Origin of the sequence: Bombella favorum (assembly GCF_014048475.1) — a bacterium.
Classification (GTDB): domain Bacteria; phylum Pseudomonadota; class Alphaproteobacteria; order Acetobacterales; family Acetobacteraceae; genus Bombella; species Bombella favorum.
On the sequence record NZ_NWUS01000002.1, the window covers coordinates 340,681 to 358,403 of the forward strand.

The following is a 17,723-nucleotide window of genomic DNA, read 5'->3' on the forward strand; positions in this document are numbered from 1 at the left end:
CTCCGACCTATAAGAAACAGGCCTTCCATCCACCTGCCCCATACAGCCTACCCTATGGAGAGGGCACAACACTAACAGAGATGAGGCGAGGAAGACGAATGACAAAACGGGCACCACAGACACGGCTCTGCTTCGTCAGCGGGTCTATGTCCTCCCGGTTCTCGGCATGAATAGTGCCATCAAACGCCAAGATGATTTGCCGGCTTATGGCTAGCCCCAGACCAGAATGTTGGCCGAAATTCTCCCCGGCAGGTCGTTCTGAATAGAAACGGTCGAAGATGCTATCCAGCTTCGCTGGCGGGATACCGGGGCCTTCATCCTCCACAGCAATCTCGACAGTCGGGCCACCGGGGATGATCGTGCCATCTTCCGCTAGTCTGGGCGGGCCCTTCCTAACCCGGACAACAAGCCGAACGACACTATTAGGTGGCGAAAAAGACTTCGCATTGCCGATGAGATTATGCAGAACCTGAACAAGTCCATCCCGCCCGACCAAAACGTGGAGGGCTTCCTCCCCTTCAGGCACAGCTAGCATCAGCCGAACAGAATTCGGCTTGCTTGTGGCACGATTCACTTCCACGAACAGCCCCAGAAGCTCGATAACATCCACCGCCACCCGTGCACCCCGCTGGAGCTCTCCCTCCACCCGGCTAGCAAAGGAAATATCGGTAATCAGCCGCTCCAACCGCTGAACATCCCCCCCCAGAATACTGAGCAACCTATCACGTGCCTGCACATCCGCAATGCGCGGCAAAGTATCCAGAGCGGAACGGATGGAAGAAAGCGGGTTTTTTAGCTCATGGCTGACCTCCGCGGCAAAACGCTCCACATCATCCATTCTGGCCCACAGGGCCAAAGCACTTTCACGCAAGGCCCGAGCGAGTTCGCCAATCTCATCACGCCTGCTAAGCAGTGTATAAGGCAGACCATCCACCCGCCCTTTTCCAGGTTCCCGCATCTCCCTCGACCGGGCGACAAGGCAACGCAAAGGGCGAGCCAACGTCAGAGCAAAATACCATGAGAGCAGCACGGCGGCCCCCATGCTCAACAGTAGTACGATGACGATAAGCCAGCGTACTCCCATAATAGCCCGGTCGATATCTGTATTATACCGAGTAAGCTGAAGAACACCGACAGTCTCCCCCTGCACGATGACAGGTTCTACAACCGTCATGACCAATTCGTGCTGAGCGGTCATCCGAATGTAAGGTGGTAGCTCCTCCTGTGCGCTAAGATGGACATCCTCATCTGTATCTTGTCCAAAATTCTGCGATGTTGTGGAGTTATCTAGCGGGACCTCCCCCTCCCGGGTGCTGAGGGGAATCAACGACAACACCCAGTCGTAAACACGATCAGCCAGACTAACATTGGGCTGCCAGCGGGCCCCACTGATTGCGCGATCGCCTTGGCTACTTTCTGTCAAAACAGACCCGTTAGGCGCATAAAGCCTGACCTGCGCATTACGGCTGAAGCGGATCATATTATCCAAAAAGAAATGCGCTTTGTCTTTATCAAGACTGACCTCGTCACCATCCTCCCCGGTCCGTTGAGCCTGCTGAAGAACAGAAGCGTAAATGCGCGCCTGCTCCCGCAAGGCCTCTACGCTGTCATTCAGCAGGGTATTCCGCAGCGCATTGATGGAGAGCAACATCCCCCCCATAAAGAGCAGGGGCAGGAAGTTGACCAGCATCAGGCGGTTTGTCAGCGGTGATACCCACTGCCTGAACCTCACCGCCCGAAAGCGAAGCCATATGCGCCGCAGAGTACCAATCGGCTCTTCGCTACCAGCTACCATGCCAGTGCCTCACCGACGTAGGAGAAGAGTGACTTTACAGGGCACGCCATAATGATCACCTCACTCCCGGTACCGGTATCCGACTCCATAAAGAGTCTCGATATGATTGAAACACTCATCCACCCGGCGAAACTTCTTGCGAACCCGCTTAATGTGACTATCGATCGTACGATCATCCACATAAATGCTATCCCCATAGGCAGCATCAATGAGCTGATCACGAGATTTCACTAGCCCTGGGCGTACTACCAATGCTTTAACGAGCAGAAATTCAGTAACCGTTAAGGCTACTTCCTGCCCATTCCAGAGGCACTGATGCCGGGCTTCATCCAAGGCTAATGCGCCCCGAACAAGGATACTGCTACTTGCTCCTGCCTCCCCCGTGATCTCCGCCTGACTGACCTCATGCCGCCGTAGCAGGGCCCGAATCCGCTCCACCAGAAGACGAACAGAGAACGGCTTGGTGATATAATCATCCGCTCCCAGACGCAGCCCCATGAGCTGATCCATCTCCTCATCTTTGGAGGTTAGGAAAATGACCGGCAGGCTGCTCGACCGCATACGCAGCCGCCGCAGCAGCTCCATCCCATCCATACGGGGCATCTTCACATCCAGCACTGCCAGAGAGGTCGAACGCGACAAAATGCCCTGCAAGGCACTCTCCCCATCCGTGTAGACATGAACCGTGAAACCCTCAGCCTCTAGTGTCATCTGAACAGAAGTCAGGATGTTCCGATCGTCATCTACAAGAGCAATAACCGGAACCTGCTGCGTTTTTGAACCATGTTTCTCTTCCGTGTGAGACGGAACCACGGAAGGGAAAGGGGGCTTCTTCATGCAAACTCCTGTGCCTTGGCAACGTAACAAGCAATAAAAAATCTCAACACAAAGTTAAGATAATCTACGACAAATATTAACAGGAAGAATACTGCCAACATATGCCACTATTCTGACAACATTATACATTGTTTTTCGGTAATTCCGCTAGCACATTATGTAAATATGATTTTTTACGCTTGAAACTGGTATCGATGTCACATTCTCCCCGACACTCCCCTCCCCCTTGCTTTTGCAGCATACAGCACTATCTCCTATAGGCACGAAGGGGGACTTCCCCATACCGCCACGGCCATGAAAACCCGAGGGGATATAGTGAGTCGAGGAGGTGCAAAAAGTCACCCATGAAGACGAGAACAGGGTCACGATATGACAGAGCAGACTTCGCATACCGAAACACCACAGACCGACGCCACACAGCACACAGCCCAGCCGCATGATGCAGCATCTCAGGCTGAACATCACGAAGGCCACGCCGAGGGCGAGCAGGCCGAAGCGAGCGGTGCCGAAGAGCGTATCGCTGCCCTTGAAGAAAAACTGAGCGAGATGGAAGACCGCTGGAAGCGGTCCGAGGCAGACAACCAGAATCTCCGGACACGCCACAAGCGGGAAGTCGAAGATACCCGCCATTACGCTGTTCAAAAATTTGCCCGTGATGTCGTTGAAGCTGCCGATAATCTCCGCCGTGGCCTGGCCGCCCTGCCGCCTTATAAGGAAGGCGAAGACGCTCTAATTACCGAAATGCGCAAGGGCTTTGAGGGAACAGAACGCTCCTTCCTCTCCATTTTGGAACGCCACGGCATCACCCGGCTGGACCCAACGCATAAACCGTTTGATGCCAACCTACATCAGGCCATGCAGGAACAGGAAGTCGACCACCTCCCACCAAATCACATCGTTCAGGCATGGTCGCCGACATGGATGCTGAAGGACCGCCTGCTTAAGCCGGCCATGGTCGTTGTCTCCAACGCCTCCTCCACAGGGCAGCCTCCTAAGGAGGACTGATCCCTCTGGTACGGTCCGCCCAAAGCCTCATGCCGCATAAAATACTCATTATCCGTCATGGGGCTTTGGGAGACCTCTTTCAGGCGTTTGAGGCCTTCGCCTCCATTCGCCACGCTTTCCCCCACGCCCATATCACCCTCCTGACGGCCAGTCCCTACCATGAGCTGGCGTCATGCTGCCCGTGGTTCGATGCCATCGCCACGGATGACCGCCCCCCCATCACCAATCTACGACACTGGTTAAGAATCCGCCGTCTCCTACGAGAGATGGATATGGTGTTCGACCTACAAAACTCTGGTCGCACAGCCCGTTATTTCCGCCTTATACGCCCAGGCACTGCATGGTCTGGCCAGAACCGACGAGCCAGCCTACCACACCGCAACCCACAAGCCCGCCAGATGCACACGCTCATGCGGCAAGCCGACCAGCTTCGGGCTGCCGGTGTGCCTTTGCAGCCCCGCACTGTTCCGGATTTCCTGACAGGCCAAGGGCCACGACTGCCCTCACCCTATATCGTGCTAGTGCCCGGTGCTGCCCCGCATCGACCGGCCAAACGCTGGCCCGCCCCCTATTTTGCGACACTCGCCCAGACCATCACAACATGGGGGTATCAACCCGTCATCATTGGCAGCACCATGGACCGCCCACTAGCAGAGACCATCCATGCACAAACCCCGCAGACTCTGGACCTAACAGGCCGGACAAGTCTACCTGCTCTAGCGGGCCTACTCCATCGGGCTACATTCTGCATCGGCAACGATACCGGGCCACTCCACATAGCCGCTGCGATGGACTGCCCCACCCTGACACTCTTCTCCGCCACCAGTAACCCAAGACGCTGCGCCCCTCTTGGCATCACACCGGGACGTAGCCGAGTGCTGGCATGCCCCGATCTGCCCGCCCTAGCACCGGAACGTGTCATAAAGCTGTTGGAGAGCTGGGGGCACCCGCTCATGCAGGCTCGTACAATGCTTCACAACAAAGATTAACTGAAGAAACATACGCCCCTATTTCATAGGGCAAACCGGGTATAACTGACAAAAAAACCACTCTTCCCCCTCTGACTTCATATTAGGGCTTGCAGGACAGAGCCATAAAAGGCCATTTTTGCCCCCATCTCTATCTGCTGCCCTATCCCCAAACAGGAGGGCAGCATCCTTTCTGCTCAATGACCAAGGAGTTCCTCCATGCCCGCCATTACCCTGCCCGATGGAAGCATTCGCACCTTCGATGGGGCAGTGACCGGGACAACCATCGCCGAGGCCATCGGGCCGGGACTTGCTCGTGCCGCCATGGCCATGGAAGTGGATGGAAAAGCCGTAGACCTCGGCTTTACAATCAATGAGGACAGCACCGTCCGCTTCATCACACGCAAAGATGATGATGTGCTGGAGATGATCCGTCACGATGCCGCCCATGTCATGGCCGAGGCCGTGCAAGAACTCTGGCCGGGTACACAGGTCACCATTGGCCCGAGCATTAAAGACGGTTTCTATTACGATTTCTTCCGGGATAAACCTTTCACACCGGCAGACTTCGAAGCCATTGAAGCCAAAATGGCCGAGATCATCGCACGGGGTGATGCCTTCACCCGTGAGGTCTGGGACCGTGACGAAGCCATCGCCTTCTTTGAGAAGCGTGGTGAAAAGTTCAAAGCTGAGCTGATCCGAGACCTACCAGAAAGTGAAGACATCTCCATCTACCGTCAGGGTGAATGGTTGGACCTCTGCCGTGGGCCGCATCTCCGCAGCACGGCGGATGTGGGCAATGCCTTCAAGCTGATGCGTGTGGCCGGGGCCTACTGGCGTGGCGACCACCGCAACCCCATGCTGACCCGCATCTACGGCACAGCATGGCGGGACAAAAAAGAGCTGAAAGCCTATCTTCTGCGGCTAGAAGAGGCCGAGAAGCGGGATCATCGCCGCATTGGCCGGGATATGGACCTCTTCCATATTCAGGAAGAAGCAGTCGGGCAGATTTTCTGGCACCAGAAAGGCTGGCGTCTCTACACCGCCGTGCAGGATTACATGCGCCGTGCCCAGAACCGGAACGACTATCAGGAAGTTCGCACCCCGCAGCTCGTGGACCGGACCCTCTGGGAAGCCTCCGGCCACTGGGATAAATACCGGGAACATATGTTCATCGCCACAGTAGAGGATGAGGACAAGACCCTCGCCCTCAAACCGATGAACTGCCCCTGCCATGTGCAAATTTTCCGTCATGGCCTGCGCTCCTATCGTGAGCTCCCCCTGCGTATGGCAGAATTCGGAGCCTGCCACCGGTATGAGCCGTCTGGCTCCCTACATGGCATCATGCGGGTGCGTGGCTTCACGCAGGATGACGCCCACATCTTCTGCACGGATGACCAGATCGCCGAAGAAACAGCCCGTTTCGTCACCATGCTGGGCGAGGTCTATAAAGACTTCGGCTTCGAAAGCTTCCGTGTGAAATTCTCCGACCGCCCCGAAACCCGTGCCGGGTCTGACGAGGTGTGGGACCGGGCCGAAGGTGCCCTCAAGCGGGCCTGCGAGATGGTCGGTGTGGATTATGAGCTGAATCCCGGTGAAGGGGCCTTCTATGGTCCGAAGCTGGAGTTCGTCCTAACCGATGCCATCGGGCGTGACTGGCAGTGCGGTACGCTCCAGGTGGACTATGTTCTGCCAGAGCGGCTGGATGCCTCCTACATTGGCGAGGACAGTGCTCGCCACCGCCCTGTCATGCTGCATCGTGCCATCCTTGGCAGTTTCGAGCGATTCCTTGGTATCTTGATCGAGCAGTATGCAGGCAAGTTCCCGCTCTGGCTGGCCCCAACACAGGTTGTGGTGGCCAGCATCGTGACGGATGCCGCCGACTATGCGCTGGAGGTCACCGAACGTCTGCGCAAGGCTGGTCTCCACGCCGAGGCAGACATCCGCAATGAGAAGATCAACGCCAAAGTGCGTGAGCACAGCTTGGCCCGTGTGCCGGTCATGCTCGTGGTCGGCCGCCGTGAAGCTGAGGAAGGTACAGTGAGCGTCCGCCGCCTTGGTGAACAGGCGCAGAACGTCATCGCTACCGATGAGATTATCGCCGCACTGGCCGCAGAAGCCACACCGCCGGATATCCTACGGGCAGCCTCTACAAAAACGGTCTGATCGCCACTGTCTCTGCCCCCTTGCACCATACCGGTGCGGGGGGTATGAATCTGAACAGGTAGTTTGAGTCCCGTTGCTTCTGCCGTTGTGACGGGCCCGTAGTATCAACAGGAGATGACCATAGCTAGACCGCCGTTTCACGCCGCCCCGAACCGCGATGGGCCGCGTGTCAATGAAGAGATCCGGGTGCCGCAGGTACGTGTTATTGACGCCGAAGGTGAGATGATCGGCATCATGCCGACGCGTGAGGCCCTTTCCCGCGCTTTTTCTGAAGGGATGGACCTTCTGGAAATCAGCCCAACGGCGGAGCCTCCGGTTGCGAAGATCCTCGATTACGGCAAGTTCAAATACGAACAGCAGAAAAAGCGTAACGAAGCCCGTAAAAAGCAGAAGGTCATTGAGATCAAGGAAGTGAAAGTTCGTCCCGGTACCGGGGAACACGACTTCCAGACCAAGGCTAAGGCTGTGCGCTCCTTCCTGGAGGAAGGCGACAAGGTCAAGGTTTCACTGCGCTTTAAAGGGCGTGAAGTGGCCCATCAGGACCTCGGCGCCAAAATGATGCACCGTATCCGTGAATCGGTGGATGACATCGCCAAAGCTGAACAGATGCCCCGGCTTGAGAATCGCCAGATGATCATGATTCTGGCCCCCAACAAGCAGCGGGACAGCAAGTGAGTTTCTACGCTATCCTGTCCTGAAGACGGCGGAAGAACACATAAAAAAGACCCCGGCCCTGTAGACGGAGCCGGGGTCTTTTTTATCCTCACTTTTATTGTACGCCCCTTCCATAAAAGAGAGGCGTACGGGCCTTCATGGTCCCTTCAAGCTGCATGGTTCTCCACCAGCGCATGGGACCGCTGCCGCCCCAGCAACGTGCAGAGCGTTGAGGTCGGCGCACTCTGGTTCAACGTATAGAAGTGGAAATGCTCCACCCCTTCTGCCTTCAGACGCTGGCAGATGCGGTCTACCACCACGGCACTCAGGCGAGAGCGGATCGGGGGCAGATCATCTACCCCCTCAAAAAGGGCTTTCAACTCATCCGGGACAGAGGCACCGCACATTTTTGCAAAACGCCATGCCTGTGACGCCCGACCAATCGGCAAGATACCCGGCACGATCGGTTTGGTGATCCCCGCTTTCACCGCCCGGTCCCGAAACCGCAGAAATTTTTCCGGGTCGAAAAAGAACTGAGTAATAGCCCGATCCGCCCCAGCATCGAACTTCTCTTTCAGATGATCGATATCAGAACTAGCCGATTCTGCTTCTGGGTGAGTTTCGGGGTAAGCCGCTACGGAAATCTCAAACGGGGCAATTTTCTTCAAGCCCGCTACGAGATTCGCCGCATAGTGATACCCTTCTGAATGTGGAGCGTAGGGAACAGGCGGAGCACCTTTCACAGCTGGCGGGTCGCCCCGCAGAGCCACAATATGCTTTACCCCGATATCCCAATATGCTCTGGCCACATCATCAACATCCCCACGGGAGGCATTCACACAGGTAAGATGCCCCGCCAATGGTGTGGCTACCTTTCCTGACATCTGCCGCAAGGTCTCAAGAGTGCGGTCCCGGGAAGAACCGCCAGCCCCATAGGTGACGGACATGAAGCGAGGCTCATAGGCCGTAAGCCGCTGAGCAACCCGCAGGAGAGAAGCGGCTTTTTCGTCCGTCTTCGCCGGGAAAAATTCAAATGAGACCTCAGGCATGATGCCAGTTCCTTTTACATACGGTTCTATGTAACCCTTGATTGCTGATCCAACGGTAAGCGGCCCATCCAGAGCTTCACCGTCAATTCTCCATCGAGAGAGACAGGGGGGTCTGCTTCCAGCCCTGCCGCCTCAAACCATTGCTGCATGCGTTCATCACTAAAGCCGAGATACATGTGGGCATCCCGTGTGCGGAGTTCCTCACGGTCATGCAGGGCGAAGTCCACCACCAGCAGGCGCCCGCCGGGGCTAAGAATCCGAGCCGACTCGGCAATGACGGCAGCCGGGTGCTGCGCATAACGCAACGCCTGATGCAGGATGGTTAGATCAGCCGAGCCAGCAGCCAACGGCAGAGCATAAAAATTCCCCTGCCTCAGCTTGATCTCTTCACCATCTGCCGTCCGATTCTCTTCCAGCTTGACCCGGGCCAGCCTCAACATGGAGGGGCTACGGTCAAACCCGATGGCACTTTCACACTGCGGGGCCAGAAGCTCGAGCATACGCCCTGTTCCTGTCCCAATATCCACAACACGCCCAAGCGGCCCATCGCCCACCAGTTTTATGATGGCCGATTCGACAGACTGTTCCGAAACATGCAGGGAGCGAATCGCATCCCACTCCGCTGCATGGACCTCAAACCAATCCTCAGCCTCCCCCATGCGGACATTCCGCACGGCTTGAAGGCGCTGCCGGTCCGCCCGGCCCATCTCATCATCATCCTCTTCGTGATAACGCCGCCAATGGTCCAACGCCGCAAAGATAGGTTCCAGATCATTCTCATCCCCAAGGGCGAGAAAAACCCAACTTCCTTCCTTGCGCCGTTCTACCAATTCAGCCTCGGCCAGCACTTTTACATGCCGGGAGACCCGCGGCTGGCTTTGGCCCAAAACTTGGGCCAACTCGCCAACTGACAACTCCATTTCACGCAGTAAGCGCAAAATTCTCAAACGCGTAGGCTCAGCAAGAGCCTGAAAGATTATAAGAGCACGATCCATGCGAGATATATATAATGACTTCATTATATATGCAATATGTGTTGACACTTTTAAAAAGCCCTGCCACTTCTGGTTCTCACAACGCATCCCGGTTCGCTTTTTCATCTTTCATGAAAGGTGAGCAGGACGCTTCTCCAGCTGCTTCTCCCGAGGCAGTCTTGATCTATCGGTGGGGCATAGACCGCCCGTTTGCCTTTCTCCCCCCAGCGGCTTTCCTCTGCAGGGTGGTGGAAGGCAAATGGACCGGCCCCACCAAACGCCAGGAGGCATGTCATGACCGTACGCGTCGCAACATTGGGCTTTCCCCGTATCGGTGGCCGCCGCGAACTAAAAAAAGCTCTGGAAAGTTTCTGGGCCGGTAACAGCAGCGAAGCCGAACTGCTTCAGACTTCCGCCAGCCTCCGTAAGGAGAACTGGACCCGCCAGAAGGAGCAGGGAGCGGACATCATCCCCTCCAACGATTTCTCCCTCTATGACCATGTGCTGGATACCAGCGCCCTAGTCGGTGCCGTGCCGGAGATCTATGGCCATAAGGGCGGTAAAGTGGACCTCACCACTTATTTCGCTATCGCTCGTGGCCGTCAGGTTGCCGGTGGTGAGGTTGCCGAGGGCCATGCAAACTGTTCCTGCCATCACCATGAAGCCACCGATGTTCCCGCTGCGGAAATGACGAAATGGTTCGACACGAACTATCATTACCTCGTGCCGGAATTCAAAGAAGGCCAGAGCTTCAGCCTCTCCTCCACCAAAATTATCGATGAGTATAAAGAAGCCAAGGCTCTGGGTATTGAGACACGCCCTGTCCTGCTGGGGCCGGTAAGCTTCCTGCTGCTGGGTAAGGCCCATGGCAAGGCTTTCAACAAGCTGGACCTGCTGCCGGGGCTGCTCGCCGTCTATACCGAGGTACTGCGTGAGCTGCGTCAGGCTGGTGCTGAATGGGTTCAGATTGACGAGCCGACTCTGGTGCTGGACCTTGATGATGCTGCCCGTAAGGCTTTTGCCTTTGCTTACCAGGGCCTCACAAGTGCCGTTCCGGACATCAAACTGCTGCTGACAACCTATTTTGGTGGTCTGGGCGACAATCTGGATACAGCACTCTCTCTGCCGGTCCACGGCCTGCATGTTGACCTCGTCCGTGCACCGCAGCAGCTGGAAGAGGTTGTCGCCAAGGCACGCCCGGACCTGCTGCTCTCCCTCGGTGTGATTGATGGCCGGAACATCTGGAAGGCTGATCTTTCCAAGATTCTGAAGCACATTGCTCCGATTGCTGCCAAGCGTGACATCATCGTAGCTCCGTCCTGTTCCCTGCTACACACGCCGATTGATCTGGAGCGTGAAACGCAGCTGGATGCCGAGATAAAAAACTGGCTGGCCTTTGCCGTGCAGAAAATTGCCGAACTCGCCACCATCGCCAAGGCCCTCAATGAAGGCCATGAGAGCGTAAAGGCCGTTCTGGAAGCCTCCGATGCTGCTGCCGAAAGCCGCCGCACTTCCACACGCATCCATAATCAGGATGTGAAGAAGCGTGCCGCCCAGAAGGATGCCAAGCTGACACAGCGTCAGTCTGCTTTCCCTGTCCGCCAGAAGGCGCAGGAAGAGGCCCTGAAGCTGCCGCTCTTCCCTACCACGACCATCGGTTCCTTCCCGCAGACGAAGGAAGTGCGCCAGGCCCGTGCCCGCCACGCCAAGAAGGAACTTTCCACGCAGGATTATGTGGCCTTCCTGCAGAAGGAAACGGAATCTGCCATCAAATGGCAGGAAGAAGTTGGTCTGGACGTACTCGTGCATGGTGAGTTCGAGCGTAACGACATGGTGCAGTATTTTGGTGAGAAGCTTTCAGGCTTCGTCTTCACCAAACATGCTTGGGTGCAGTCCTACGGCTCCCGCTATGTCCGCCCGCCCATCATCTTTGGTGATGTCTCCCGCCCAGCAGCCATGACGCTCGACTGGTGGCAGTATGCACAGTCCTGCTCCCAAAAACCGGTCAAGGGCATGCTGACAGGCCCGGTCACAATCCTGAACTGGTCCTTCGTCCGTGACGATCAGCCACGCTCCGAGACATGCCGTCAGATCGCCTTCGCCATCCGTGACGAAGTGCAGGACCTGGAGAAGGCTGGCTGCCCCGTCATCCAGATTGACGAAGCCGCCCTGCGTGAAGGTCTCCCCCTACGCCGCAAAGACTGGCAGCATTATCTGGATTGGGCTGTAGAAAGCTTCCGTGTCACGGCCAGCGGTGTGCAGGACAAGACACAGATCCACACCCATATGTGCTACTCTGAGTTCAACGACATCATCCAGGCCATCGCCGACATGGATGCTGACGTAATCTCCATCGAGACGGCACGCTCCAAAATGGAACTGCTGGAAGCCTTCACCGATCACAAATACCCCGCCGAGATCGGCCCGGGCGTGTATGATATTCACTCCCCCCGTGTCCCGTCTGTCGAGGAAATGGTCGAGCTGCTGCGTGCCGCTGAGAAGAAGGTGCCTCGCCGCCAGCTGTGGGTGAACCCGGATTGCGGCCTGAAGACCCGTAACTGGAAAGAAGTCCGCCCGGCCATCGCCAACATGGTCAAGGCTGCTGAAATCCTGCGTGGCTGAAGGTTGAAAGAGATGGAACCCGGCTTCGTTACCTAGCACGATCCATCCAAATGAAGCCGGGTTCCGGGGGGCGATTTAGAACAGTCTCCCCCACATGAAAAGGGCTCCCTCACTGGGGAGCCCTTTTCTATAGGAACGTAATACTAATATTTATTTTTTCTTGGTTATTCTATCCACACGCGAATTCACAATATCCTTAATTGCTTTCTTCATTACCTCTCCAGCCTCGCCTGAGCATGAAAGGCAAACCTCATTAAAGAAATCATCTGCTACTGTGTAATTACGACATCCAGGCACCCTACATACCAAAATATTTCCATTACACACTGAGCAGACACATACATCTCTAGTAAAATTACACTTTTTTACAACTATACCTCTAACTTTATTGTGACAATGAGGACATACCCCAAAAGGTTTTAACTGGACCATCCCATTTCCCCCTATAATCTTTACTGCGACAATATACACTCAATATGTAGTAAAAACTATTCATCACCTCTTACCTACTGTTCCTCATCAATGAGCCACAGATGCCCCAGCAGTAGGCACAACATGGCAGGCAAAGGACACGCCTTCTTTGTCCTCCCGAGCGAACGTGACCTCATCGCCTTTAGCCCACCAGCTATAGCGATCTCCCACATATTTAGCCCCATCACCCGCCACAACATTGGCAAAAACCATCACCCGACCATCCACGGGCAGGACGGCCAGAGCCATAATATCCGCACTCAGATAGGTAACAGTAAAGCGACCCGCAGGCAGGGAGGTCCGCAGGGACCGAACATCATCGCCCGCCTTTTTCTCGTCCAGACTACATGTGTAATCAACATCCTGCCGCCCTACGATCTCATCAGCCGGAAGGGGAATCAGGAGATGATTACCCGTTTTATGTGTCGGCGCAGCCTTCTTACGAGGGGATGTAGGCTGGGCGGGCGTAGCCTGCTGGGGGTGGTTAGCGGCACTCTCCTCTGCCTGTGCCTTTTCTCCACGAGAGCAGGCCACCGCCAATAGCAGCCCACACATAAAAACAACTCTCAGCCGATCAGATACCATCAGTCGCAACTCCCCTCAGTTCAGCAAGACGCTTCTCAGCCCTGCGCTCTTCTCTCGGTGGGCGAGGCTGGCAGGCCATGAAATATAGCCCCGTTACAAAAGCCAGCTGCGAAAGCAGGCCCAAACGGTTCCAAAGCCATGTGGTGGGAGAAGAAGGAGCGATAAAAACAGATATGGTTTCGTAAATAAGAAAAGCCAGACAAATCAGCCGCAAACTGCGCATCAACGGGCGAAGAGGGTTGAGCGTATTGGACTGCACCAAGGGGCGGAACCGCTGGAAGCCGATGAACAATACAATACTGCACAGAAGCACCAGAACAGATTGCACACTCTCGCTGATGGAGGCTCCATAAATCAGCAATGGCGCAAAAAGACAGGCAACCTGTAGGATGACGGAACCAAGTTCAAAATTGATGCCAATGCTCCAAGCCGATATGGGTTCAGGCATACGGTCTGCAATGGGCTGGAACAGCCTGTCCAGAATGAAATCATCCAGTGCCTGAAGAAACCCCTCCTTCATCCTGTCTCCTTTTCTCTGGTATCATGCCCATCTGGCACAATCTGCCCTGACCAGGACTATAACAGAACACGCCCCCTTGACGATATGTCACCGGCACACTGAAAACAGACGACAGACACCTTCCTCTGCTGAAAGGATGCGCAGCCCTCATGGCTTTACCCGCTTCACTGTTCCGTCCAGCCCTGCTTGCGGTCACTCTTCTGACCACTAGCCTCACGGCTCTGCCCGCTCTGGCTGACACGGCTACCCAGCCTGCTACGCCCAGCCCTGCGGCTCCCGCTCCATCTGCCACGGCTCCCGCCATGCTCAGCACAGCCGATGAGGAAGGCGTCACCCGGGCCACACTGAAAAACGGCCTACGTGTCATCATCGTCCAGAATCACTTGGCCCCGGTCGTACAGACGATGATGAATTACGAGGTCGGGTCTGTCGATGCGCCCAAGGGTTTCCCCGGCACGGCCCATGCTCTTGAACATATGATGTTCAATGGTTCCAAAACCCTCAGCCGGGACCAGCTAGCCACGCTCAGCGCACGGTTGGGTAATAACGACAATGCCGATACCACGGCAGATGTCACACAATATTACTTCACGGCCCCTGCCAGCGATCTCGATATTCTTCTGCGTATTGAAGCGGGCCGGATGGAAGGTCTGACCCTCAGCAAGGACGAATGGGCTCATGAGCGTGGTGCCATCGAGCAGGAAGTCTCCCGGGACCTTTCCAGCCCGATCTACCGTTATCTCTCGCAGGTGCGGGGTCTACTTTATAAGGGTACACCTTACGAAGCCGATGCTCTGGGGAGTCGCCCCACCTTCGATGCCACGACAGTCGACCAGCTCCGTCAGTTCTATGAAAGCTGGTATGCCCCTAATAATGCCGTGCTGGTCATCACCGGGGATGTAGACCCGACCGAAACACTGAAGAAGGTTGAAGCCGCCTTCGGTGCCCTACCCTCTCGCCCTCTTCCAGCTCGCCCAGAGGTCACACCCAAACCCGTCGCTCATCGGGACCTCTCCCTGCCAACGGACCTACCAGCTGGACTAGTCACGCTGGCGTGGCAGATGCCTGGACAGCGTGATCCCCGCTATGCAGCTGCAACCCTCCTGGCTGATGTGCTCGCCAGCCAGCGGGCTGATCTATTTGCCCTCGTACCACAGGGCAAAGCACTGGAAACCGGCTTCATGTATGCGCCAGAGGCGCAAGGCGGTATTGCCACAGCCTATGCCGTGTTCCCGCAGGGCGGCAATCCAACCCCTGTCCGGGTCAATATGGCAGCCATTCTGGAACATTACCGTTCATCTGGCCTCCCGGCAGACCTCATCGAGGCCGCCCGGCGCAGAGAAATTGCTGCTCTGGAGTTCAATGCCAACAGCATCAGCGGGCAGGCAGAAAGCTGGTCTCAGGCTGTCGCCATCCAGCATCTGAACAACCCTCGTGACATAATCCGCGCCTTCCAAAAGGTCACCAAAGCGGATGTCGATACCCTGGCACGGGAATGGCTAGACCCCAGCCACGCCATCAGTGCAACACTAACGCCCAGCAACTCGGGCAAGCCGCTAGCTGATAAGGGCTTTGGTGGTGCAGAATCCTTCACCAACCCACCAAAGGAGCATGTCACTCTGCCAGACTGGGCAGAACAGGCCCTTGCCCGCCTGACTCTACCAGCAGCCTCACCCCAGCCTTATGCAACGACACTCCCCAATGGCCTGCGGCTTATCGTCCAGCCCGAACATGTAAGCCACACAATCGAACTATACGGCACCATCCGCCAGAACCCTGCGCTGGAACAACCCTTAGGGAAGGAAGGCGTTGCCTCTCTAACGGACCGGCTCTTCCTCTATGGCAGCACCAAACATGACCGACTGGCCCTAGCCCGGGCTCTTGATGATATTTCCGCCGAGGAGGAAGCCGGCAGCAGCTTCAGCCTCAGCACCCTAACGGAGTCCTTCGGCACTGGCCTGTCCCTTTTGGCAGAACATGAGCTGCACCCCGCATTCCCCTCTAGCGCCTTCGCCATCACACGGGAGCAGGAAGCTCGCAGCCAGAAAGGCACGCTCCAGTCTCCAGCCTATCATTTTGGCCGAGCCATCAAGAAGGCTCTTGTCCCGGCAAAGGACCCCACCCTGCGTGAAGCAACGCCAGAGAGCATCCGTGCCCTTACACTCAACGATGTGAATGCCTATTACCGGAATACCTACCGGCCAGACCTGACGACCATCGTCATCATAGGCGATATCACACCGGAGGAAGCCACCCAGAAAATCACAGCCGCCTTCGGGGGCTGGCAGGCCACAGGCCCTACGCCACAGGTTGATCTTGCACCAATTCCGCCCAGCCGGGCTAGTAAGGCTGTCATTGCCGACCCAGGACGCTCTCAGGACAAAGTGACCCTCACAGAAACACTAAACCTAACCATTACCAACCCAGACCGTCACGCTCTGGCGGTAGGTAATACCATTCTGGGAGATGGCTTCTCCTCCCTTCTGATGCAGGACCTCCGTGTTCGCACGGGGTATGTCTATGGGGTTGGTAGCAGCCTGAATTACAGCCGCACACGCAGCAGCTTCTCCATTACCTTTGGGGCAGACCCCGCTAAGGTGCCCGCTGCGCAAGCCCTTGCTATAAAGGACCTAAACCGGCTGAGAACAAAGCCTGTTTCTGCCGAGACGCTAGACCTCGCCAAAGCCACCCTGCTCCGCAGTTTCCCGATGAGCCGGGCCAGCTTTGACTCCCTTGCAGAACTCTGGCTCTCCCTCATTGACCTAGACCTGCCCCTGGATAACCCAGACAGAGCTGCAAAGGCTGTTTATGACATGACGGCTACAAACGTGCAGAAGGCCTTTGCCCAATGGATCCGCCCGGCGGACATGGCCCGCATCATCATGGGTCCAGCCCCTGCAAAATAAACTTTATTCCCTGCCGTGCAGAGATGGCAGGGAATAAAACCGCCTGAAACAAAAAGGGCACCCTAACAAGGGTGCCCTTCTTTCCATCCACCATAAAACGGATGGTACTGTCACAACGGCTCTATCAGAGCAGCTTTTCTTCCATCAGATAATCTACAGCCTGTGCAATACGGTTGCCGTACAGATGCTCCCGCATGGTCCGTTCCTGCGCCTTTTTAGCCATCTCAAAACGCAGATCATCATCCCGGAGATAACGATTCACGATCTGCTCAAAGTCATCACGGTTGGAGAAGATCGGAATCTCATCCGCGCTATAGTACCGCCGCAATTCATGAGTTTCTTCATGAAAGACCTGAAACGCCCCAGCTGCAGCAGCCTCAAACGTACGTGGCCCCGGTGTGGAAGGGGAGATCATGAAGCGTTTATTTTCAAAATGCAGGGACCGCCCCAAATTCAGCACAATACGTGAACGGCTATACAGTTCGATGAGCTGCTGCTTTTCAATCCGAGCATCGGAGAAACCCACACCCATCTCGCCCCAGCCCGGCCCGATGATGCGGATATTAAGCTGCTGAAGCACCGGCATGAGGTTGCGCACAACTTCCTTACGGGAACTGAAAGCCACACCGCAGAAAAGCACATCAATGGTTTTTTCTACCTGCTGGTCGATCGGCACATAATGCTGCTTCGGGCAGGCCCCCAGCGGCAGATGGAAGACCCGATCCCGCTGATAGAAATTATGCCCCCAGCGATCGCAGGAGAAGATCACATCAAAGTCATTGGCGATCTGGTAATGCGCATCCTGCTCATAAGGGTCTTCCGTAGCCCAGAAGGTCGTCACAGCACCGACCTTCTTCGCAGCCCGCGATACCTCACCAAAATAAGTGCTCTCTGGCAGATAGGACCCTGAGGCAAAAACGAGGGCCGGACGCAACGTCTGGATAGCAGAGGCTGCTGCCGTCACATGGACGGAAATCACATTCCCTTTGCCAAAGCAGTTTTCCAACCCCTCCACGATGGTTGCGCGCACCTGAGCATTGGCATGGCTCTCGTAACGGCCACCACTGCACAGTAGAACCTTCTGTTCTTTTCTGCTCACTTTGTTTTTTTTCCGATTGTTCTTCACGGCGGTCTGCCCTTCACCTGCGCTCATCTGTCACTCCCCCCACAA

General features: G+C 56.0%; 13 protein-coding genes. 6 read left to right on the forward strand and 7 right to left on the reverse strand.

The annotated features are described in order from the left end of the window. Positions 1-52: 52 nt before the first annotated feature. Together CPA57_RS06800 and CPA57_RS06805 are read right to left on the reverse strand one after the other, a co-directional pair. Positions 53-1,795, reverse strand: coding sequence for an ATP-binding protein (locus CPA57_RS06800; RefSeq protein ID WP_195805430.1), 1,743 nt, complete (start codon positions 1,793-1,795; stop codon positions 53-55). A gap of 60 nt (positions 1,796-1,855) precedes the next feature. Further along, positions 1,856-2,632, reverse strand: coding sequence for a response regulator transcription factor (locus tag CPA57_RS06805; protein WP_077395978.1), 777 nt, complete (start codon positions 2,630-2,632; stop codon positions 1,856-1,858). Positions 2,633-3,001: 369 nt separating this feature from the next. Here CPA57_RS06805 and CPA57_RS06810 point away from each other — a divergent pair, with 369 nt between their 5' ends. The 4 genes from CPA57_RS06810 (at position 3,002) to infC (ending at position 7,446) form a co-directional block, all read left to right on the forward strand. Beyond that, positions 3,002-3,637: a nucleotide exchange factor GrpE gene (locus CPA57_RS06810; RefSeq protein WP_182082055.1), complete on the forward strand. Its 636-nt coding sequence runs from the start codon at positions 3,002-3,004 to the stop codon at positions 3,635-3,637. 29 nt (positions 3,638-3,666) lie between these two features. Continuing rightward, positions 3,667-4,626, forward strand: a complete 960-nt coding sequence (locus CPA57_RS06815; protein ID WP_182082056.1) for a glycosyltransferase family 9 protein — start codon at positions 3,667-3,669, stop codon at positions 4,624-4,626. Between the two features lie 198 nt (positions 4,627-4,824). Beyond that, entirely contained in the window at positions 4,825-6,771 is a 1,947-nt protein-coding gene (gene thrS / locus CPA57_RS06820; RefSeq protein WP_182082057.1) for a threonine--tRNA ligase, read from the forward strand. 114 nt (positions 6,772-6,885) lie between these two features. After that, a complete protein-coding gene (gene infC / locus CPA57_RS06825) occupies positions 6,886-7,446 on the forward strand; it encodes a translation initiation factor IF-3 (RefSeq protein ID WP_077395972.1) in 561 nt (186 codons plus the stop codon). 146 nt (positions 7,447-7,592) lie between these two features. On the opposite strand, the gene metF is transcribed toward infC, so the two are convergent. Beyond that, complete coding sequence (gene metF, locus CPA57_RS06830; RefSeq protein WP_182082058.1) at positions 7,593-8,474, reverse strand: methylenetetrahydrofolate reductase [NAD(P)H]; 882 nt, start codon at positions 8,472-8,474, stop codon at positions 7,593-7,595. Between the two features lie 26 nt (positions 8,475-8,500). Beyond that, positions 8,501-9,493 (reverse strand): ArsR/SmtB family transcription factor, encoded by a 993-nt coding sequence (locus tag CPA57_RS06835; RefSeq protein WP_229709314.1) that lies wholly within the window; start codon positions 9,491-9,493, stop codon positions 8,501-8,503. 249 nt (positions 9,494-9,742) lie between these two features. On the opposite strand from CPA57_RS06835, the gene metE reads away from it, so the two are divergent. Then, entirely contained in the window at positions 9,743-12,070 is a 2,328-nt protein-coding gene (gene metE, locus CPA57_RS06840; RefSeq protein ID WP_182082059.1) for a 5-methyltetrahydropteroyltriglutamate--homocysteine S-methyltransferase, read from the forward strand. 519 nt (positions 12,071-12,589) lie between these two features. Here metE and CPA57_RS06845 read toward each other — a convergent pair. Together CPA57_RS06845 and CPA57_RS06850 are read right to left on the reverse strand one after the other, a co-directional pair. After that, entirely contained in the window at positions 12,590-13,126 is a 537-nt protein-coding gene (locus tag CPA57_RS06845; protein WP_182082060.1) for an MliC family protein, read from the reverse strand. Next, the gene (locus tag CPA57_RS06850) at positions 13,116-13,646 is read right to left on the reverse strand and encodes a hypothetical protein (protein ID WP_182082061.1); all 531 of its coding nucleotides are present in this window, start codon (positions 13,644-13,646) and stop codon (positions 13,116-13,118) included. The genes CPA57_RS06845 and CPA57_RS06850 overlap by 11 nt, the downstream gene beginning before the upstream one ends. Positions 13,647-13,795: 149 nt before the next feature. Between CPA57_RS06850 and CPA57_RS06855 the strand changes: the two genes are divergently transcribed. After that, positions 13,796-16,552, forward strand: a complete 2,757-nt coding sequence (locus CPA57_RS06855) for a M16 family metallopeptidase (protein WP_182082062.1) — start codon at positions 13,796-13,798, stop codon at positions 16,550-16,552. 124 nt (positions 16,553-16,676) lie between these two features. Here the strand turns inward: CPA57_RS06855 and CPA57_RS06860 are convergent, their stop codons facing one another. Then, positions 16,677-17,705, reverse strand: coding sequence for a CgeB family protein (locus CPA57_RS06860; protein ID WP_077395960.1), 1,029 nt, complete (start codon positions 17,703-17,705; stop codon positions 16,677-16,679). Between the last annotated feature and the right edge of the window lie 18 nt (positions 17,706-17,723).